Origin of the sequence: Rhodoligotrophos defluvii, from assembly GCF_005281615.1 — a bacterium.
Taxonomy (GTDB): Bacteria; Pseudomonadota; Alphaproteobacteria; order Rhizobiales; family Im1; genus Rhodoligotrophos; species Rhodoligotrophos defluvii.
On record NZ_SZZM01000006.1, the window covers coordinates 98,320 to 118,916 of the forward strand.

Sequence of the window (20,597 nt, forward strand, 5' to 3'; positions counted from 1 at the left end):
CAGGCGCTAATCTGTCCCCTCCCATGGGCTGGAACACAAGGGGGTTCTGCGATCGCCGGAAACGCGCATATTGCCACGGCCATCCCGCACCGGCTCGACCGCCTCCCCTGGAGCCGCTTTCACTGGTTGGTCGTGGTCGCGCTCGGCATCACCTGGATTCTCGATGGGCTGGAAGTCACGATCGCGGGGTCGGTCGCGGGCGCATTGCGCGAAAGCCCTGTGCTGCAATTCACCGCCTCGGACGTGGGCTTCGCCAATTCGGCTTATCTCGCGGGTGCGGTGACAGGCGCGTTGTTCTTCGGCTGGCTGACCGACCGCTGGGGACGCAAGCGACTCTTCTCGATCACCCTGGGTGTCTACCTGCTGGCGACGGCGGGAACGGCCTTTGCCTGGGATTTGCCGTCGTTCGCCCTGATGCGCTTCCTGACCGGTGCAGGGATCGGGGGCGAATATTCGGCCATCAATTCCGCCATCCAGGAGCTGATACCGGCACGCAGACGGGGCTGGACGGACCTGGCGATCAATGGGAGCTTCTGGTTCGGCGCAGCGCTGGCGAGCGGCGCCTCCATCCTGCTGCTCGATCCGCGCGTCATCGATCCCGAATATGGCTGGCGCCTGGCCTTTTTCGGCGGCGCGGCGATCGGCCTCGTCATTCTCTGGCTTCGCCGCTTTCTCCCCGAGAGCCCCCGCTGGCTGGCCAGCCATGGCCGCCCCGAAGAGGCCGAGCGCATCATCCAGGCGATCGAGCACCGGGTGGAGGCCGAAGGCCATCGCCTCGCGCCGATCCAGCCAAGCGAAGCCCATGTCCGCCCGCGCCGCTCGACGCCGATGAGCGAAGTCTTCACCACCCTCTTTCGCGATTACCCGAAGCGGACATTCTACTGCCTGGTGCTGATGGCGGCGCAGGCCTTCTTCTATAACGCGATCTTCTTCACCTACGCGATGATGCTGACGGACTTCTACGCGGTGCCGAGCGCCAGCGTGGGTTATTACATTCTTCCCTTTGCCGCCGGGAACGTGCTGGGGCCGCTGCTGCTGGGCCGACTGTTCGACAGCTGGGGACGACGGCCGATGATCATGCTGACCTACACGCTCTCGGGGCTGTTGCTGGCGGCAACCGGCTTCGCGTTCCAGGCCGAATGGCTGACGGCAACGACGCAGACCTTGTGCTGGAGCGCCACCTTCTTCTTCGCCAGCGCCGCGGCCAGTGCAGCTTATCTCACGGCCGCCGAAAGCTTCCCGCTGGAAATGCGTGCCCTCGCCATTGCAATCTTCTATGCACTGGGAACGCTGCTGGGCGCCGCCTCACCGTGGGTCTTCGGCCTCCTGATCGAAAGCGGATCCCGCGACCAGGTGTTGCTTGGCTATCTGTTCGGCGCCAGCCTCATGATCATCGCCGCTCTCGTCACACTGGCCTATGGCGTGGCGGCTGAACGCAAACCACTCGAAGAGGTTGCCAGGCCATTGAGCTGGCATTGAAGCGGGCCGGCAGCGTGGCCGACGGGCGTGCTTGGGGTCACTTGTTCCCCTGCCCTTTCGCGCCTCCTGCCGATGCCTTGGCGTGGCGCTCGCCCCACGCGCAGAGCGGGGTGAGTGCCTTGTTGAGCGATGCGCCCAGCGGTGTCACCGAATATTCCACGCGCGGCGGAACCTGGTGGAAGACTTCGCGGTGGACGAGACCGTCCGCCTCGAGTTCGCGGAGCTGCTGAATCAGCATTTTTTCGCTGATCCCCGGCATACGCCGCCTGAGTTCGCCGAAACGAACAGGCTGGTCACGCAGCTCCCAGAGGAGCAAGCCCTTCCACTTGCCGCCGATCATCTCAAGAACCGGGCCCAAACCGGCGCTGTAAGGCTGCTTTTTCTTCGTCACGGGCAAATCTAACCAGGAGGTAAGTATATGACAAAGCGGTAGGTACTTGATGTTTGTCAAGTGCGGGATAGGTTTTTGCACGCCGCATCGCGAAAACGTTGCCGCGCCGTTTCGGCCCAAATAAGGAATGCTTGAATGCGCCGCCTCCTCATCCTCGTCGGAAGCCCACGGAAGACCGGCAATTCCGCTGCGCTGGCCAGCGCCGTGCAGCGCGGCGCCGAAGCATGCGGCGCGCAGGCGACGCTCCGGCATATCGACGACTTCATGTCAGGATTTCTGGGCGATTGCACCGTCTGCCGTCGCCCCGACGGAGACTGCGCCATCCCCGATCAGTTCCGCCGGGTGTTCTTCGAAGATTTCCTTCCGGCCCAAGCAGTGGTCTTCTGCTCGCCCATTTACTGGTACGGCCTGTCCGCCCAGACAAAGGCGTTCTTCGATCGCACCTTCTGCTACCATGCCGCGTCCTATCCCGGGTCGGCCGAGGTCCGCAGCGGCATGTCGGGCAAGCGCATCGGGCTGGTGCTGGCGTCGGAGGAAACCTATCCGGGCGCCGCGCTCGGCATCATCCACCAGATCCAAGAGTTTTCCCGCTACACCCATTCCGCCTTCGTCGGCGTTGTCCGCGGCGTCGGCAATAGTCGTGGCGAAGTTGCCTATGACCCCAACGACCCTTTGAAGGCCGCCGAACGGCTCGGCCGCGACATCTTCACGGGCATATACTCGGATTACCGCGCCGACACACAACGTGGCGCGCATGTCTGGTCGCCTCAGCTCACCGCTGGCGGCGCGACGGATTGATCCCGCTAGAAGCGTTTCCGCTTTTCTTCGAATCGCGGATCCGCTCTAAGAGTAGGCGGCCTGGCCAATTGCGGGAGAGACCAGGCCGCCCGTGTCAGATCGCCCAAGCTCGACGGTTACTGACGGGGGCGGTAACCGCTGCCCCAATCTGGCCGATCCTCACCAGGTTGTGCAAGAGACGTGCCAGCAACTGAAGTCCAGCGCTGTCCGGCCCGACGCGGTCCTATGCGCACTCAAGTCGCTTCGGCCGGCCGGCGGCCGTGCTGCTCAGGCGCGGCGCCCGGCCGCGCGTAATCGGGAATCCTGAACCGTCGCCGGTACGCACCCGGCGTCAGGCCCGTGACGCGCTTGAACAGGCGGCGGAAAAAGGCCGGTTCCTCGTAGCCGACCTGCCAGCTGATCTCGTCGACGGAGGCCTCGGTCCGCTCGAGACGGCGCTTGGCATCTTCTATTCTCAGGCGCTGCACATAGGCGAGAGGGCTCAGGCCCGTGGCGTTCGCGAACCGGCGCTTGAAGGTACGCTCGGAAAGTCCGGTGCGCCGGATCATCTCTTCCACGGGGTTGGCCACCGCGAAATGCGTGCCAACCCAGGCTTGAGCCGCTTGGATGGCGAGATCGCCGTGGTCATTGCGCCCCTCGAACACGATGTAGGGTGCCAATCCGTCCTGGTGCCATTGCAGGGCGAAGAAGCGGGCGACCGCCTGTGCCGCGGTCGACCCCGCATGACGCGCTATGAGATAGAGCACCAGATCGTGCCAGGTCATAGAAGCGCCGGACGTGATCAGTTCCTCCTGTCTGCCGGAGACGACCAGAACGTGCTCCGGATGGATCCGCACCTGCGGAAAGGTGGCAGCAAAGGTACGGGCATAGCCAAAATGCACGGTGGCATCCACGCCGTCGAAAAGTCCGGTTTCGGCGAGCAGGAAGATACCCGAGCAGGCCGAGCACAGAAGCGCGCCGCGGGCATGCATGGCGGTCAGCCACTCGACCAATTCAGGATAGCGGCCCTTCCGCCAGCCCTCCGGGCCGAGCAACACGGAGGGGACGATGATGATGTCGGTAGCATCGAGCGCGGCCACGCTCCGCTGCACCGTGACAGGGATGTGGCTTGCAAGTTCCAGCGGGCCGGCCCGCGCGCCCACGATTTCGACCCGGAACGGCGGCGTCTGCATGGGCATGCCGGGAGGCGGTGGCATCATGGCAAACGCGTTCATCACGTCGAAAATGCCACTCAGTGTGGATACCACGGCCTCGGGGATCGCGAGGAGGCTCACGTGGAACGGCTCCGATCTGGTCGCAACGGCGTGACGAGGCATTTGGACCTCCTTGTACACGGGAGCAGAGAATAACGCGGACAAAGCAGCCGCGCCACGTTTCCGCAGCCGCCGGTTCATCGACCTTCCGCGCTGCCATGCCCCATATGGCCGAAACGGACCGATTTTGGGTCGTCCGGCTCTGTCGCCCACTCGCCCTTGCTGCCATCTTCCGGGAAATCTCGCGTTCTTGGGGGCGCTTGAACAGGAGACAGGACATGGAGCAGATCTCGCGCAACATGATCGACCAGGCCAAACTGGACGCCCTTCTCGGGCGGGCAATCGGTGATCTCTCCGCGGGCTACGGCGGCGTGATGGTGAGCCTCGGCAACCGGCTCGGGCTCTACAAGGCCATGGCGGGGGCCGGCCCGCTCACCTCGCGCGAGCTGGCCAACCGGGCAGGCTGCGCTGAGCGATACGTCCGCGAATGGCTCAATTCGCAAGTCGCCGGCGGCTATGTCATCTATCACGCCGTGAGCGATACCTACGAGCTGACGGCGGAGCAGGCCTTCGTGCTCGCGAACGAGGACAGCCCGGTCTTCATCCCCAACGCCTGGGCTGTTCCCGCTTCGATGTGGGCGGACGAGGAGAAGGCGGTGGAGGCTTTCCGCACCGGCAAGGGCATTCCCTGGGGCGACCATGACGGACGGCTTTATTGCGGGGTGGCGGCCTTCTATCGCAATGCCTATCGCGGCAGCCTCGTTTCGGAATGGCTGCCGGCGCTCGATGGCGTGGTCGAGAAGCTCAAGGCCGGTGCCCGCGTGGCCGACATCGGATGCGGCCACGGGCATTCGACGGTGCTCATGGCGCAGGCCTTTCCCGCCTCGCAATTCCACGGGTTCGATGCGCACGCGGATTCGGTGGCCACAGCCCAGAAGGTCGCTGCGGAGGCGGGCGTCGCGCAACGGGCAAGCTTTGCAACGGCGCGGGCCGATGATTATCCCGCTGCGGGCTATGACCTGATCTGCTTCTTCGATTGCCTGCACGACATGGGTGATCCGGTCGCGGCCGCTGCACATGCAGCCAGGGCGCTCGCGCTGGACGGCACCGTGATGCTGGTCGAGCCCTTCGCCAATGATCGGGTGGAGGACAATGTCTCGCCGGTGGCCAGGATGTATTACGCCGCCTCCACCACGATCTGCTGCGCGCACGCGATCTCCGAAGGCGGCCGCATGGTGCTCGGTGCTCAGGCCGGCGAGGGGCGCCTCGCCGACGTGTTCCGCAAAGCGGGGTTCACCCGATTCAGGCGCGCCATGGCGACACCGTTCAACCTCATTCTGGAAGCTCGGCGCTGACCTTTCGATTGACCGCCTTCCGGTGAGGCCAAGCGCAGAGGAGGCCTGGTGGGATCCGGGCCTCCTCATTCGTTCCGGCCAGGCGCCACAATGATGAGAGCACTGCAATGTCAGCGCTAATCCTCAAGTCTTTGTCGCGCGGAGCGGAGACTGTTCTGCTCGCCGCGCTGAGTGCGGCCCATCTGGCATTTGCCGCATACCGAGAGCGGCAGGAGCGGCGGATCGCCGAGCTTGCCCTTGCGAAACTGGACGAACACCTCCTGAAGGACCTCGGGGTCACCCGATCCGACATACAATTGGGCGTTCTCGGGCAATTGGAGCAAAGAAGGGACGGCCGGACGCATCGGCGGGACTTCTGACGTCGTAGCGCGACGACCGTCGCGAGCGTGCGCTGCGGCGTGGCTCGTCACATTGGTGTTACTCAAGACGAGCCACCATCCTTTTCAAGGCCTATAATGCGTTCTGCACTTGGTTGGCATGGCGCCAAACGCAAGGGAGCTCCCAATGAGTGTGAACGCAGAGTACAAGCCAGCCGGACATCCCGACGTTTCCGTCTATATCATGGCCAATGACGCGGAGGCGGTGATCGGTTTCCTCACCGACGTGTTCGACGCCACCACGCTGATGTCCCTCGCGAGGGAGGATGGCTCTGTTATGCATGCGGAGGTCCGGATCGGTGACAGCGTGGTGATGCTCGCGCAGGCGATGCCCGAATATCCCGCTTTCCCCGTATGGCTGCATGTTTATGTGCCGGACGTGGACGCCACCTACGAGCGGGCGCTCGCGCATGGCGCCCAGTCGGTGCAGGAACCGCAGCGGAAAGGAGATGAAGACCGTCGCGGCGGCATAAAGGACCCGGCCGGCAACATCTGGTGGATTTCGACCAGAGAGGCCTGAGCGGATTGCTGTCTTGCCGGCGCCGTTTAGATGGTCGGGCTCGCCCGATGGCGAGAGGGGCGCCGGGGCACGGGGCGCCCGGCGCGTGTGTTTCCGGACGACCGAAAGGCCCGTCCGTCAGCCCAATAGGTTGGTCAGCATCTTGCCGCCGTTTTCGGCGAGCTTCGCCATCAGGGTCTTGTGCAGCCAGGTGTTCACCGCCGCCGAATCGTTTAGGTCGCCGGGATAATTGAGCTCCTTGGCCAGTGCCATGCGGCTGGAGAAGCTGCTGTCCAAGCCCAGCGCCTTCATCATGTCGACGATCGAGTTGCGCCAATCGAGCATCTCGCCCTTCTGCTTCACGGCCGCGTCGAGAATCGAGGCCACATCGACAGGGGCGGCCGAAGCCATGGCAGAGGAGATGCTCGGCGCTGCGGGTTGCGGATTGATGGGCGTGACCACGGAAGGCCCACTTGCGGCCGTGGGTTGCGCGGCAATCGAGCTCGAGACAGACGAAACGGCTGCCTTCGCGGCTTGTGAAGCTGCGGCGACGGAGTCGGCCGCAACAGTCGAAGCGGCAGAGGCCGCCTTGGCCGTTTCCGTAGCGGCGGCATTGGCCGCCTGGCTCAGTGCATCGGCCGGATTGCTGTCGCCCAGGATCGTGTTCTTAATCGAGTCGAGGATGCCCATGGCTTCTCTCCTTCTTGCGCATCATGTGTGCAAATATCCAGGCGAGAGGAAACCACAGGCTCTTACTTCCGGACAACACATCCACTCGATCATGATTACCATACGAGTAAGCACGATCGCTCTCATCATGTATTCTATCCAATAGAAATACTTTAGCTAAAAGAGGATCTAGAACCTTGCAGCTCGCTTCAATCAGGCGAGCTCGCCAGCCTGGCGGCTCTCGTAGAGACCTCGTTTGGCGGCGTCCGCAGCGGAAGGGGCTGGCCTGGGTGGACCTACCGGTGATGGGGGACAGCTGCTGCCGCTTGCCGGCTTGTCATCGCGGCCAACGAGTGGCATACGGCACTCGCACATACCGATCGTCCGTCATTCGCCCCAGGCTGTTCATGGCTGCATCCTCTCCCCCGTCTGCCGAGCTGCTTGCCTTCGCCCGTCACCTGGGCGATGCCGCAGCGGCCGTGACGCTTCCCCTCTTCCGCTCGCCCCTCGTGATCGACAACAAGGGTGAAGAGCTGTTCGACCCGGTGACTGAGGCCGACCGGGACGCGGAAATGGCCATTCGCGCGCTGATCGCCGAGCGGTACCCAACCCATGGCATTGTCGGCGAGGAGTTCGAACAAGACAACAAGACCGCCCAGTTTACCTGGCACATCGATCCGATCGACGGCACTCGCGCCTTCGTGACCGGCTTGCCGACCTGGGCCACCCTGATCGGTCTGCAGCGGGACGATGAGCCCTATATCGGGCTGATGCACCAGCCGTTCGTCGGCGAGCGCTTCTTCGCGAGCCCGGAGGGTGCATTCCTGGAGAATTCGCGAGGCGTGCAGAAACTCGCCGTACGCTCCGCTGATACCCTTGCCGAGTCGGTGATGGCCAGCACGAGCCCCGAGATCTTCCGCTCCGAGGCGGAGGCCGCCTGCCTGTCACGGCTGCGTGCTGCGACGCACACGATCCGCTATGGCACCGACGCCTATGGCTATTGCTTGCTGGCGGCCGGCTGCATCGACCTGGTGGTGGAGGCGAACCTCGCCTCCTATGACGTGATGGCGGTGATCCCGATCGTGCGGCAGGCAGGTGGCGTCATCACCACGTGGTCCGGCGGTGATCCCCAGCACGGGGGTGCGGTGGTGGCGGCCGCGAACGAGCGGCTGCATGCGGAAGCTCTGTCCGTTATCAACGGGTGAGTTGGTTGCGCTGCTGCGCGCTGGCAGCGGCTCAGGCGACCTCCTCGTATCGCCAGGAACTCTCTTCCTCGAGGAAGCTGTCGAAGGCCGCCCAGAGCTGCTCGCGATAGAAGTCCCGCTCCATCAGGATTTCGTGACGCGCGCCCTTGATCTCGATCAGCGATATGGACCGCATGCGCCGGGCAAAACGCCGCGCCGCCTGGTTGTCCGACACCTTCTCGTTCCCCGCCAGCACCATGAGAACCGGGGTTTGAAAGTCGGCCTTGGCTGGAAAATCGCGATGAAAGGCATCGATGCAGTCGAGAGCGGCGCAGAGCCAGCCAATGGTGGGCCCGCCGATCGCCATGTCGGGGAAAGCCTTGGCCAGAGCCGCCGTGCGGGCAAAGCGGCGCGGGTCGGAGGTGAGGACGCTCTTCTCCACGCTGAGATGATCAAGGTGATGCCGGCCGGTGCCGGGCACGAATGCGTCGCCAAGCCCAAGCAGCTTGCCGGTACGGGCAAGGCATCTGGCCGGCCCCTCCGGCACGCCGCGCGCATTGATGCCGAGCAGCGGCGCCAGGACCACCACCTTCTGGAACCAGCTCCGCCGCGGCAGAGCGCGCAGCACGATACTGCCGCCGGTCGAGTGGGCGAGCGCGTAGTAAGGTGGCGGGCAGTCCGGCAGTACCACCGCCCGCATGAAGCTCACCAGGTCCTCGTCGTATTGCGCGAAGCTCTTGATGTGGCCCTTGCGGCTGTTACGCAACAGGCGGGACGAGCCACCCTGCCCTCGCCAGTCCAGAGCCGCGACCGCGTAGTTGCGGCGCCTGAGGTCGGCGATCGTTTCGAAGTATTTCTCGATGAACTCGCCACGACCCTGGAACAGGCAGACCGTGCCGCGGATGGGCTTCTGCTGCAGTCCGCACAGGGCATAACGCAACCGCGCTCCCGAAGGTGTGGTGATATGGTCGAAAGCCAGGCCGGCGGGCGGGGGGTTCAACTGCAGCACGTCACCATGATCGTCCATGCCTATCGCCTGTCGCCGTGGGTCCAACTATGACGGTTCCGTAACCGCCCTATTATTACCAGAGGGTTGCGCAGGGGTCCACCTGCAACCGGCCAGGGGCGGTTCGGGATTCACCTGAGCACTTCCCGGTTCTGCCGGTTTCTCAACCCCTTGACGGACAAATCGGCACACCTACTTTATAGGCGATGGAGATGCCCACTCGGGGCTCCGTCAAAGCATCTCGGCTGTCGTCCTTGTGGAGGCAGCCCGTACAGCATTGCTCATGGAGGATGTTGCTATGTTCGATCTTACCCCTCTCTACCGTTCGACCGTCGGCTTCGACCGGCTGGGTTCTCTGCTTGAATCGCTCGCCAATGTCGATGCGAGCAACGGCTATCCGCCCTACAACATCGAGCGCCTTGGCGACGACCAGTACCGCATCACCATGGCGGTGGCGGGCTTCAAGCCCGAGGAGCTTCATGTGGAGGTGAAGGAGCAGGCCCTCAGCATCAGCGGCCGCAAGGCGGAGAAGTCGCAGAATTCTGGCGGGGCTTTCCTGCACCAGGGTATCGCCTCCCGCTCCTTCGAGCGGCGCTTCCAGCTCGCCGATTATGTCAAGGTGACCGGCGCCAAGCTCGAGAACGGCCTCCTGCATATCGAGTTGACCCGCGAGGTTCCCGAGGCGGCGAAGCCGCGTGTCATCGCCATTGCGAGCGGCGACAGCACCAAGACCATCGAAGAGAAGAAGGTTATCGATCAGAAGGCCGCCTGACGGCCTTGACGATTTGCCTTCACGGGCCGATCGGAGAGGGGCGCTTCCGCAAGGGAGCGCCCTTTTTGTTGGTTGATGCCATTACCCGGCACCGCCGGGCTCCACGGCCAATGACGCGGCGCGGGCCGTATTCACCAAGGCATCGACCTCTTCGGCGGTCGTGGCGAAGGAAGTGACCATCCGGGCCAGCACCTCGCCCGGTCCTGGCCGGTCGGAGGGATCAAGGCCGCCCGGCGACCACTGGTAAAAGCAGGCGCCGACCTCCCGCAACCGCCGGTCCAGAGCGGAAGGAAGGATGGGGAACAGCGCATTGGCCTCGACCGGAACGGGAAAGCGCACCCCGGGACAGCTGGCGAGACCCTGGGCCAGCCGCCGGGCCATGGCATTGGCGTGCGCCGCGTTGCGCAGCCATAGATCATCATCCAGCATGGCGTTGACCTGCGCACCGAGGAACCTGCCCTTGGACCACAAATGTCCCGTCCGCTTGCGGAGATACATGAAGTCGTCCGCCAGCGGCGGATCGAAGAACACCACCGCCTCGACGCCCAGCGCTCCGTTCTTGGTGAAGCCGAGGCTCAAGACGTCGATCCCGGACCGCCAGGTCATCTCGGCCGGCGATGCATTGAGGCTCGCGAGCGCGTTGGCAAAACGGGCGCCATCCATATGCAGCTTGAGACCGTTTCGCCTCGTCAGGTCCGCTATGGCAGCAATCTCGTCAAGCGTATAAACGGTGCCGTATTCCGTCGCCTGGGTTATGCTGACCGCAGCGGCCTTCACGTTGTGCGGCGCGCCGCCAAAGCTCGCCAGGGTCGCTTCAAGGCCTCGCGCGCCAATCTTTCCCGCGCCGGCGTCACGGCCGTGTTCACGCACGGGCACGAGCTTGGCGCCGCCGGTGAACAGCTCGGGCGCCCCGCACTCGTCCACGTTGATATGGCTTTCCTCATGGCACAACACCGCGCCATAGGGTGGTGTCAGTGCCGCCAGGCTCAACGCGTTGGCGGCGGTGCCGGTGGCGACCAGAAAGACCTTCACCTCACGCTCGAAAACGTCGCAGAGGCGTTTCTCGGCCCGGCCCGTCCACTCGTCATGGCCATAGGAGACGGCTGTGCCCCCGTTCGCTTCGCCCAAGGCGTGGAGCACGGCCGGCGAGACACCCACAATATTGTCGCTGGTGAAATTCACGGTAACTGATCCTCGTTGAACAGGGTGATGTCGGGCAGCGGCTCGGGCGGCCTCAACTTGAATACGCGGGCATAGAAGGCATGCTCGGCCAGCAGCGCCGCCTTGACCACCTCCGGATTGCGGAAGCCGTGCCCTTCGCCCTCGAACTCCATATAGCCGACGGGCACGCCGCGGGCCTTTAGCTTCGCTACCATGACCCGAGACTGCTCCGGCGGGACGACCTTGTCGTCGGTGCCTTGGAAGAACATCATCGGCACCTTGATATTGGCGGCATGGAACACCGGAGAGCGCGCCTCGAACACCTTCTCCGTCGCGCCCACGCTGGTGCCGGTCAGGGCGTAGAGATAGCCCGACTCGAACTTGTGGGTCTCGCGCAGGAGCTGATCGAGATCGCCGACGCCATAGGACGAGACGCCAGCCTTGAACACATCGGCGAAGGCCAGTGCGCAGAGCACGGTGAAGCCGCCGGCGCTCGAGCCGACAATGGCCATGCGGTCGCCGTCGGCCAGGCCACGCGCCACCACCTCCTTGGCCGCCGCGATCACATCCTGCACATCGCGCACGCCCCATTGCCCGTTGAGGAGATCGCGATAGTGACGGCCATAGCCCCAGCTGCCGGCGTAATCCACATCGAGCACCGCAAAGCCGCGGCTGGTCCAATATTGGATGCGCGGCTTCAGCCCGCGGTCGGCCATAGCGGTGGGCCCGCCGTGGGCGGTGACGATCATCGGCGGCGTTTCCAAGGCTCTGCCCGCATGCGCCCGGTTGGTGGGCGGATAGAACAAGGCGTAGACCGGCTCCTTCCGCTCGCGCCGAACGGTGATCAGCTGCCCCTCCGAGATATCACCACTGGCGAGCGGAACATCGAGGCTAGGACGGATCACCGCCGGGGCGCTCACCTGCTCGCCGATGTCGATCCGAATGAGCGCGCGCGGCGTGGTGTCGGTGGTGCCGAACGCGTACAGGGTGCCATGGGCGAAGGTGGGCAGCGTTATGTCGCGCAGGTCGAAATCGAGCATCTGGACCTGCCCGTTCCGCGGATCGATGACAGCCGCCTGCGACATGCCATTCTCGTAGAAGGTGGCGAACAGGCGCCCGCCGTTTATCTCGGCATAGGTGCGGGCGCCGAGAGACCATAGGGGCAGCCCGAATTCCCCCTCGCGCGGGGCGAGCGGAAAGATCTGCTCGCCATCCCAGGCGTAGAGATTGCCCCAGCCGGTGCGATCGTCGACGAAATAGAGCATGCCGTCGCTGCCCCATTCCGGCTGGAAGACGCAGCTGCCGCTGCCGCCGGCCACGTGAACGACGGTGCCGAGCCGGCCGTTGCCCTCGAGTTCTGCCACCATCAGCCGGCTTTCGTCCCAGGGCATGCCCGGCAGATCCCATTCGACCCACGCCAGACGCCGGCCATCGCGCGAGACCCGCGGGCTGGCGTAGAAGTCCGCGCCATCGATGATCGAGGTGACATAGCCGCGGGACCGGCCGTCCAAGGGGATCTCGACCAACAGGTTCTTGGGCTCCGCCATGGTGGTTCCGCCATGGCGTTCGGCCACCGCTATGAGCCGGCGTCGCCAGCGGTCATAGGTGAAGTCGGCGAACCGGTAGTATTTCACCGTGGTGAGCGGCACCACGCCGCCGACCGTGCCGACATAGATGTTATGGTCCTCGCCGTTGGAGAAATAGACGGCGCCGTTGACCGTCAGGAATTCGCCGCCGCCATACTCATGGACACGGGAGCGCGCGCTGTAGGGTGCCGGCGTCATATCGCGCGGAGGCGCGCCCATGCGGCTGCGCATGACCGTCATCCGCCCGTTCTCCTGGGGGCGGCTTTCGGTCCAGTAGAGCGTCTCTCCCTCCGCCTGAACCATGCCAAAGCGCAAGGCTCGCCCTGCAACCATGTCGGCCGTCACCGGCGAGGGCCAGGTTCCGAACGCCGTCCTGGTCTTCGTTGCATCCATTCCGCGCCACCCCTATATCCCGCCTGTCGAACAAGGCTCCAGATTCGCGCCGCTCGTTCTTTCATATCATGCCGCGCGCCGCTGCACCTCGATCAGCGCATTTGGCCGCGACCAGTGTATTCTTGAAATATTATTGCGCATTGCGGTCCGGCTCATTTTGAAACTTGCGCGAAGGATTCAAATCTGGCATGTTGACGCTGATAGGACAGTAATGCTGTCCTATAATCGATGAGTGCGAGCCGATGACGACGACCGACACGCCGGCCAAACGGCGCAAAAATACGACGCGAGACGGGGCGTCCCGGTAGCCTATCCATGCCGCCGCCCCTTCCCTCGACCGGGCTGGCTAGGCATCTTTAAGCACAAGATCCGAACCTCTCAAAAGCCTGCCCAAGAAGACCCGCCGGAGGTGCGCCTCTGGGTTCGGTTCGAACGAGCGGAAGGGCTGGCTGCGCAGTGATATGATCATTGGACGGCGCCGACGGTTGTTGGCCTGCGTGAAGAGGGAAGGAAGCGATGAGCCGGAACATTGCGCAAGATGCCGAGGCCCGCGAGGCGCTGCGGACACCGCGCTTCAGGCTGGAGGGCTTGCCGGAGGCCACGGGGCTCTACGACCCCGCCCTCGAGCGCGATGCATGCGGCATCGGCCTCATCGCCAATATCTACAACCGCAAAAGCCATCACATCATTGCGCGCGGCCTCAAGATCCTCTGCAATCTGGAGCATCGCGGCGCGGTTGGCGCCGATCCGCTGGCGGGAGACGGCGCGGGCATTCTGATCCAGCTGCCGCACGCCTTCTTTGCAGACGAGGCCGAGCGGCTCGGCTTCGATCTGCCCGAGCCGGGACATTATGGCGTGGCGCAGCTGTTCATGCCGCGCGAGCAGGCCGTTCGCCGGCACATCGAGCGGCTGTTCGAGGACACGGCTTTCGACGAGGGCCTCAAGATCATCGGCTGGCGCGACGTGCCGGTGGACCGGTCGGTGCTCGGCGACAGCGTGAAGCCGACGGAGCCGTTCCACGTGCAGGCGTTCATCGCGCGGGTGCGCGACATGAGCGAGGAGCAGTTCGAACGCAAGCTCTACGTGATGCGCAAGGTGATCTCCAACCGAGTCTATGCCATGCCCGAGGAGGCTGCGCGTGCCTATTACGTGGTGTCCTGCTCGGCACGCACCATCGTCTACAAGGGCCTCGTGCTCGGCAACAAGCTCGGCCAGTATTATCGCGATCTCGCGGACGAGCGGGTGACCTCGGCCTTCGCCCTCGTGCACCAGCGCTTTTCCACCAACACCTTTCCGTCCTGGCCGCTGGCGCACCCTTATCGGTTCATCTGCCATAACGGCGAGATCAACACGCTGCGCGGCAACTACAACTGGATGGCCGCGCGGCAGGCGAACATGTCCTCGGAGCTGTTCCGCGGCGACATGAGCAAGCTGTGGCCGATTTCCTATGAGGGCCAGTCGGACAGCGCCTGCTTCGACAATGCGCTGGAGCTGCTGTATCAGGGCGGCTATCCCCTGGCGCATGCGGTGATGATGCTGATCCCCGAGGCCTGGGCCGGCAACCCGCTCATGGATGAGAAACGCCGGGCCTTCTACGAATATCACGCGGCGCTGATGGAACCGTGGGACGGGCCAGCCGCCATCTGCTTCACCGATGGCAAGCAGATCGGCGCGACGCTCGACCGCAACGGGCTGCGCCCGGCCCGCTATATCGTAACCGACGAGGGCGAGGTGCTGCTCGCCTCCGAAATGGGCGTGCTGGACATTCCGGAAGAGCGGATCGTGCAGAAGTGGCGGCTGCAGCCCGGCCGCATGCTGCTGATCGACCTGGAGCAGCACCGCATCATCTCGGACGAGGAGCTGAAGACCGCGCTCGCCAGCGAGCACCCTTACCAGGAGTGGCTCGACCGCACCCAGATCCGAGTGAACGAGCTGCCCGAGGTGACCGCGGTGCCGAGCCGGCCCAACGTGTCGCTGCTCGACCGGCAGCAATGCTTCGGCTACACCCAGGAAGACTTGAAGTTCCTGATGGCGCCCATGATCACCACCGGCCAGGAGGCGGTGGGCTCCATGGGCACGGATACGCCGATCTCGGCGCTATCGGACAAGCCGAAACTCTTACACACCTATTTCAAACAGAACTTCGCGCAGGTGACCAACCCGCCGATCGACCCGATCCGCGAGGAGCTGGTGATGTCGCTGGTGTCGTTCATCGGTCCGCGGCCGAACCTGCTCGACCGCAAGGGCACCTCGCGGCATATGCGGCTGGAGGTGGCCCAACCCATCCTCACCAACGAGGACCTGGAGAAGATCCGCGCGATCGGCGACATCTCCAGCAATCCGTTCCGCACGGTGACCCTCGACATCACCTATGACGTCGAGATCGGCCCGCGGGGCATGGCCAATGCGCTGGCCCATATCTGCGCCCGTGCCGAGGATGCGGTGCGCGAGGGCTACAACATCATCATCCTGTCGGACCGGATGGTGAGCGCAGACCATGTGGCCATCCCCTCGCTGCTCGCGACCTCCGCGGTGCATCACCACCTGATCCGGCGAGGGCTGCGTACCTCCGTGGGCCTGGTGGTCGAGACCGGCGAGGCGCGGGAGGTGCATCACTTCTGCACGCTGGCTGGCTATGGGGCCGAGGCGATCAACCCCTATCTCGCCTTCGAGACCATCGAGGCCATGGTGCCGACGCTGGAGGAGCCGCTGTCCCGCGAGGAGGCGTTCAAGCGCTATATCAAGGCGATCGACAAGGGGCTGCTCAAGGTCATGTCCAAGATGGGCATCTCGACCTACCAGTCCTATTGCGGCGCGCAGATCTTCGATGCGGTGGGCCTCAAGTCGAGCTTCGTCGAGAAGTATTTCACCGGCACCCGCACGCAGATCGAGGGGATCGGGCTTGAAGAGGTGGCGCACGAGACCTTCGTGCGGCACGCCCAGGCGTTCGGCGACGACCCGCTTTATCGCGACCGGCTGGACATCGGCGGCGAATATGCCTTCCGGGTGCGCGGAGAAGCGCATGTGTGGACGCCGGAATCGGTTGCCCATCTGCAGCATGCGGTGCGCGGCAACTCGGTCGAGGAGTATCGCGCCTTTGCCCAGGAGATCAACGAGCAGTCGGCCAAGCTCATGACCCTGCGCGGCCTGTTCCGCATCAAGGATGCGGAGGAAATGGGCCACAGCCCGGTGCCGATCGATGAGATCGAGCCGGCCGCCGAAATCGTCAAGCGCTTCACCACCGGGGCCATGTCGTTCGGCGCCATCAGCCGCGAGGCGCACACCACGCTCGCGCTCGCCATGAACCGTATCGGTGGCAAGTCGAATACCGGCGAGGGCGGCGAGGAGGCGGACCGCTATGTCCCGCTGCCCAGCGGCGACAGCATCCGCTCGGCCATCAAGCAGGTGGCCTCGGGCCGGTTCGGGGTGACGGCCGAATATCTGGTGAATGCCGACCGCATTCAGATCAAGATGGCCCAGGGCGCCAAGCCTGGCGAGGGCGGCCAGCTGCCCGGCCACAAGGTGGACGCCACCATCGCCAAGGTACGGTTCTCGACCCCCGGGGTGGGCCTGATCTCGCCGCCGCCGCACCATGACATCTATTCGATCGAGGACCTGGCGCAGCTGATCTTCGACCTGAAGAACGTGAACCCGCAAGCGGCGATCTCGGTGAAGCTGGTGTCGGAGGTGGGTGTCGGCACGGTGGCGGCGGGTGTCGCCAAGGCCCGGGCCGATCACGTGACCATCGCCGGGTACGAGGGCGGCACCGGGGCAAGCCCCTTAACCTCCATCAAGCATGCGGGCAGTCCATGGGAGATCGGGCTTGCCGAGACCCAGCAGACCCTGGTGCAGAACGGCTTGCGCGGCCGCATCGTGGTCGAGTGCGACGGCGGATTGCGAACTGGTCGCGACGTGGTGGTGGCAGCCCTGCTCGGCGCCGACGAGATGGGCTTCTCGACCGCGCCGCTGATCGCCATCGGCTGCATCATGATGCGCAAGTGCCACCTGAACACCTGCCCCGTGGGCGTGGCGAGCCAGGACCCGGTGCTGCGCAAGCGCTTCGTCGGCCAGCCCGAGCATGTGATCAATTACTTCTTCATGGTGGCCGAAGAGGTGCGTGAGCTGATGGCGCAGATGGGCTTCCGCTGCTTTGCCGACATGGTGGGGGCAACCGAGTTCCTGGACAAGCGCGCGGCCATCGCCCACTGGAAGGCCCGCGGGCTCGACTTCAGCCGCATCTTCTTCAAGCCGCGAGTGCCGGCGGGCGTAGCGATCCGCCATTCCGAGGCGCAGCATCACCACATCGAGCATGTGCTGGACCGCAGGCTGATTGCCGAGGCCAAGGAGGCGCTGGACAAGGGCACGCCGGTCGAGATCGACAGCCCAATCAAGAATACGGATCGTTCGGTGGGGGCCATGCTGTCGGGCGAGGTGGCCCTCCGCCATGGGCACAAGGGTCTGCCGGACGATACCATCACCGTGCACCTTCAGGGCACGGCCGGCCAGAGCTTCGGCGCCTTCCTTGCCCGCGGCATCACGCTCGATCTGGAGGGCGACGCCAATGACTATGTGGGCAAGGGCTTGTCCGGCGGCCGCCTAGTGGTGCGCCCGCCGCGCAACGCGGTGATCACTCCGGAAACGAGCATCATCGTGGGCAATACCGTGCTTTACGGCGCCATTTCCGGTGAATGCTACTTCCGCGGCGTGGCCGGGGAGCGCTTTGCGGTGCGCAATTCCGGCGCGATTGCCGTGGTGGAAGGCACGGGCGACCATACCTGCGAATACATGACCGGCGGCGTGGTGGTGGTGCTGGGCCAGACCGGGCGCAACTTCGCGGCCGGCATGTCGGGCGGCATCGCCTATGTGCTCGATGAGAGCGGCGATTTCGAGCAGCGCTGCAACATGGCCATGGTCGACCTGGAGCCTATCCAGCACGAGGACGACATGCTGGAGCGCCTGCACCACCATGGTGGCGACCTCGAATCCCATGGACTGGTCGACATCCTCAGCAATCTCAGCCATCACGACGAGCAGCGGCTGATCCAGCTGATCACCCGGCACGCGCACTATACGGATTCGGCGCTCGCCCGCAGGATCCTTGCCGATTGGGATGCCTACCGGCCGAAATTCCTGAAGGTGATGCCGGTGGAATACCGCCGGGCGCTGCAGGAGATCGAGCGGGCGCAATCGCAACAGTCGGTCGACATGCGCATCGGCCTTACCAAGCGGGCCTCGTGAGGACACGGCAATGGGCAAGATCACAGGTTTTCTCGAAATCGACCGCCAGTCCCAGGCCTATGAACCGGCCGCCGACCGGGTGCGCCACTTCCGCGAGTTCACCCTTCCCATGGACGAGCGCGAGGCCGGGCGCCAAGCGGCACGGTGTATGGATTGCGGCGTGCCCTACTGCCATACCGGCTGCCCGGTGAACAACCAGATCCCGGACTGGAACGACCTCATCTATGCCGGCAACTGGGAAGCGGCCTCGCGCGACCTGCACAGCACCAACAACTTCCCGGAATTCACCGGCAAGGTATGTCCCGCGCCCTGCGAAGAGGCGTGCACGCTCAATCTCGATGACGCACCGGTGACCATCAAGTCGATCGAAGAGGCGATCGCGGACAGGGCCTGGGCCGAAGGCTGGGTCAAGCCGCAACCGCCGGACAAGCTCACCGGCAAGCGCGTGGCGGTGATCGGATCAGGGCCGGCCGGGCTTGCGGCCGCCCAACAGCTGGCGCGGGCTGGACACGACGTTCACGTGTTCGAGAAGCAGGCCCATGCAGGCGGCCTGCTGCGCTATGGCATTCCCGATTTCAAGATGGAGAAGCACCATATCGAGCGCCGCGTCGAGCAGATGATCGCGGAAGGCGTGACCTTCCATTATGGTGTGAATGTCGGCATCGATATCCCCGCGGACGAGATTGTCGACGGGCATGATGCGGTGCTGATCACTACCGGCGCCGAACGGCCGCGCGATCCGGGGTTGCCGGGCATGGAACTCGACGGCGTGCATTACGCGATGCCCTACCTGATCCAGCAGAACAAGCGGCTGGGTGGGGAGTCTCTGGCTGGGGAAGAGCCCATCCTGGCCGGCGGCAAGCGCGTGGTGGTGATCGGCGGTGGCGATACCGCGTCCGACTGCATCGGCACCGCGATCCGCCAGGGCGCGGTGGAGGTGGTCCAGCTCGACATCCGGCCGAGGCCGCCGGTCCGCGAGAACAAGCTGCTGACCTGGCCCTATTGGCCGACCAAGTTCCGCACGTCGTCTTCACAGGAGGAAGGGGCAAAGCGGGAGTTTTCCTGCGCGACTTTGGGCCTCGTGGGTGAGAACGGGGTGCTGACGGGGGTGAAGGCGGCGCGCTGCGACGAGCGGCGACGGCCCATGGACGGCACCGAGTTCGTCATCCCGGCGGACCTGGTGCTCATCGCCATCGGCTTTGCCGGCCCGCAGGAGCACGGCCTGCTGCAAGAGCTGCCGCTGGAGCGCGATCCACGCTCGAACATCCTGGCCGACACGGAGCGCTACATGACCTCCGAGCGGAAGGTGTTCGCGGCGGGCGACGTGCGCCGCGGCCAGTCGCTGGTGGTGTGGGCCATCCGCGAAGGGCGGCAGGCGGCGCGCGCCGTCGACGAATTCCTCATGGGCACGAGCAATCTGCCGCGGTAGCTTCGCTGCCGTTGCTTAACCACGCAATTTGCGGACGAAATCGGCAACGGCCCGGCCGATCTCGTACGGGCTGTCTTCCTGCACGAAATGGCTGCCGCGCACGGTGACCTCGGTCTGATTGGGCCAGGCGCGGCAGAATTCGCGCGGACGGCCGGTGAGGATCGACCCCGGCTCAGCGTTGACGAACAGCTTCGGCACTGGTGAGGAGGCAAGCCAGCTGCCATAGTCCTCCACGATCTTCACCACGTTGGCGGGCTCGCCCTCGATCGGGATCTGGCGCGGCCAATCGAGCGTCGGCCGCCGCCCCTCGCCTGCTTCCGCGAACGGCTTGCGGTAGACCGCCATTTCCTCGTCGTTGAGATCGCGCAGGATGGCGTTGGGCAGCACGCCCTCGACGAAGAGATTCTTGGTCAGCACCATCTCCTCGCCGGCGGTCGATCGGAAGCCCTGGAACACCCGCTTGGCATTATCCGGCCAATCGGCCCAAGTCAGCGGGGCGACCACCGCCTCCATATAGGCGATGCCCTGAACCTTCTCCGGGTTGTGCCTTACCCAATCGAAGCCCAGGGCGGAGCCCCAGTCGTGCACCACGAGAACGACGTTGCGCTCGACGCCGAGATGCCGCCACAGCGCGAACAGGTGCTCGCGATGGGTTTCGTAGTCATAGCGGCCGGGTCCCGAATTGGGCAGCTTGGCGGAATCGCCCATGCCGACGAGATCGCAGGCGATCAGCCGGCCCAGCCCTTCCAGATGCGGCATGACATTCCGCCAGAGATAGGACGAGGTCGGGTTGCCGTGCTGTAAGACGATCGGGTCACCCTCGCCCACATCGATATAGGCCATGCGAGTGCCGTTGATCTCGGCAAAGCGCTTCTCTGCATAGGGCTTGGCGGAATACATGGTGTCACTGCCTCTTCCGTTGGGATGAACCTGTCCGGGCGAATTGACTCACGGGTCAGATTAGACGAGCGGCCAGCGCATGTCTCCTATGCGGACGCTTCGAGGGC

The 20,597-nt window shown here is 64.6% G+C and carries 16 protein-coding genes; 9 read left to right on the forward strand and 7 right to left on the reverse strand.

Features of this window, described 5'->3' with window-relative positions; all coding sequences use genetic code 11:
- The first annotated feature begins 9 nt into the window (after positions 1 to 9).
- The gene (locus E4P09_RS21520) at positions 10 to 1,479 is read left to right on the forward strand and encodes an MFS transporter (protein ID WP_137391899.1); all 1,470 of its coding nucleotides are present in this window, start codon (positions 10 to 12) and stop codon (positions 1,477 to 1,479) included.
- Between the two features lie 37 nt (positions 1,480 to 1,516).
- Here E4P09_RS21520 and E4P09_RS21525 read toward each other — a convergent pair whose 3' ends face one another.
- Positions 1,517 to 1,870 carry a winged helix-turn-helix transcriptional regulator gene (locus E4P09_RS21525; RefSeq protein WP_137391705.1) on the reverse strand — a complete coding sequence of 118 codons (354 nt, stop codon included), beginning with the start codon at positions 1,868 to 1,870 and terminating at the stop codon, positions 1,517 to 1,519.
- 135 nt (positions 1,871 to 2,005) lie between these two features.
- Between E4P09_RS21525 and E4P09_RS21530 the strand changes: the two genes are divergently transcribed.
- On the forward strand, positions 2,006 to 2,668 hold the full coding sequence (locus E4P09_RS21530; protein ID WP_137391706.1) for a flavodoxin family protein: 663 nt from the start codon (positions 2,006 to 2,008) through the stop codon (positions 2,666 to 2,668).
- 233 nt (positions 2,669 to 2,901) lie between these two features.
- On the opposite strand, the gene E4P09_RS21535 is transcribed toward E4P09_RS21530, so the two are convergent.
- Positions 2,902 to 3,984, reverse strand: a complete 1,083-nt coding sequence (locus E4P09_RS21535) for a GlxA family transcriptional regulator (protein WP_137391707.1) — start codon at positions 3,982 to 3,984, stop codon at positions 2,902 to 2,904.
- A gap of 215 nt (positions 3,985 to 4,199) precedes the next feature.
- On the opposite strand from E4P09_RS21535, the gene E4P09_RS21540 reads away from it, so the two are divergent.
- From E4P09_RS21540 to E4P09_RS21550, 3 genes are all read left to right on the forward strand, one after another.
- Positions 4,200 to 5,276, forward strand: coding sequence for a class I SAM-dependent methyltransferase (locus E4P09_RS21540; RefSeq protein WP_137391708.1), 1,077 nt, complete (start codon positions 4,200 to 4,202; stop codon positions 5,274 to 5,276).
- Positions 5,277 to 5,383: 107 nt separating this feature from the next.
- Positions 5,384 to 5,635 (forward strand): YjiS-like domain-containing protein, encoded by a 252-nt coding sequence (locus E4P09_RS21545; RefSeq protein ID WP_137391709.1) that lies wholly within the window; start codon positions 5,384 to 5,386, stop codon positions 5,633 to 5,635.
- Positions 5,636 to 5,780: 145 nt separating this feature from the next.
- A complete protein-coding gene (locus E4P09_RS21550) occupies positions 5,781 to 6,173 on the forward strand; it encodes a VOC family protein (RefSeq protein ID WP_137391710.1) in 393 nt (130 codons plus the stop codon).
- A 117-nt stretch (positions 6,174 to 6,290) separates the two neighbouring features.
- On the opposite strand, the gene E4P09_RS21555 is transcribed toward E4P09_RS21550, so the two are convergent.
- On the reverse strand, positions 6,291 to 6,842 hold the full coding sequence (locus E4P09_RS21555; protein WP_137391711.1) for a DUF3597 domain-containing protein: 552 nt from the start codon (positions 6,840 to 6,842) through the stop codon (positions 6,291 to 6,293).
- A 386-nt stretch (positions 6,843 to 7,228) separates the two neighbouring features.
- On the opposite strand from E4P09_RS21555, the gene hisN reads away from it, so the two are divergent.
- The gene (gene hisN, locus E4P09_RS21560; protein WP_137391712.1) at positions 7,229 to 8,026 is read left to right on the forward strand and encodes a histidinol-phosphatase; all 798 of its coding nucleotides are present in this window, start codon (positions 7,229 to 7,231) and stop codon (positions 8,024 to 8,026) included.
- A 31-nt stretch (positions 8,027 to 8,057) separates the two neighbouring features.
- Here the strand turns inward: hisN and E4P09_RS21565 are convergent, their stop codons facing one another.
- Positions 8,058 to 9,032 carry an alpha/beta fold hydrolase gene (locus E4P09_RS21565; protein ID WP_137391713.1) on the reverse strand — a complete coding sequence of 325 codons (975 nt, stop codon included), beginning with the start codon at positions 9,030 to 9,032 and terminating at the stop codon, positions 8,058 to 8,060.
- Between the two features lie 277 nt (positions 9,033 to 9,309).
- Here E4P09_RS21565 and E4P09_RS21570 point away from each other — a divergent pair, with 277 nt between their 5' ends.
- A complete protein-coding gene (locus tag E4P09_RS21570) occupies positions 9,310 to 9,783 on the forward strand; it encodes an Hsp20 family protein (RefSeq protein WP_275406495.1) in 474 nt (157 codons plus the stop codon).
- A gap of 81 nt (positions 9,784 to 9,864) precedes the next feature.
- Here E4P09_RS21570 and E4P09_RS21575 read toward each other — a convergent pair whose 3' ends face one another.
- Positions 9,865 to 10,965 (reverse strand): threonine aldolase family protein, encoded by a 1,101-nt coding sequence (locus E4P09_RS21575; RefSeq protein WP_137391715.1) that lies wholly within the window; start codon positions 10,963 to 10,965, stop codon positions 9,865 to 9,867.
- Positions 10,962 to 12,923, reverse strand: coding sequence for a S9 family peptidase (locus E4P09_RS21580; RefSeq protein ID WP_137391716.1), 1,962 nt, complete (start codon positions 12,921 to 12,923; stop codon positions 10,962 to 10,964). Before E4P09_RS21580 ends, E4P09_RS21575 begins: the two co-directional genes overlap by 4 nt.
- Positions 12,924 to 13,439: 516 nt before the next feature.
- Between E4P09_RS21580 and gltB the strand changes: the two genes are divergently transcribed.
- Positions 13,440 to 18,161 carry a glutamate synthase large subunit gene (gltB, locus tag E4P09_RS21585; RefSeq protein ID WP_137391717.1) on the forward strand — a complete coding sequence of 1,574 codons (4,722 nt, stop codon included), beginning with the start codon at positions 13,440 to 13,442 and terminating at the stop codon, positions 18,159 to 18,161.
- A 10-nt stretch (positions 18,162 to 18,171) separates the two neighbouring features.
- On the forward strand, positions 18,172 to 19,590 hold the full coding sequence (locus E4P09_RS21590) for a glutamate synthase subunit beta (protein WP_137391718.1): 1,419 nt from the start codon (positions 18,172 to 18,174) through the stop codon (positions 19,588 to 19,590).
- Positions 19,591 to 19,605: 15 nt separating this feature from the next.
- Here E4P09_RS21590 and E4P09_RS21595 read toward each other — a convergent pair whose 3' ends face one another.
- Positions 19,606 to 20,490: a haloalkane dehalogenase gene (locus tag E4P09_RS21595; RefSeq protein ID WP_137391719.1), complete on the reverse strand. Its 885-nt coding sequence runs from the start codon at positions 20,488 to 20,490 to the stop codon at positions 19,606 to 19,608.
- Positions 20,491 to 20,597 lie beyond the last annotated feature (107 nt).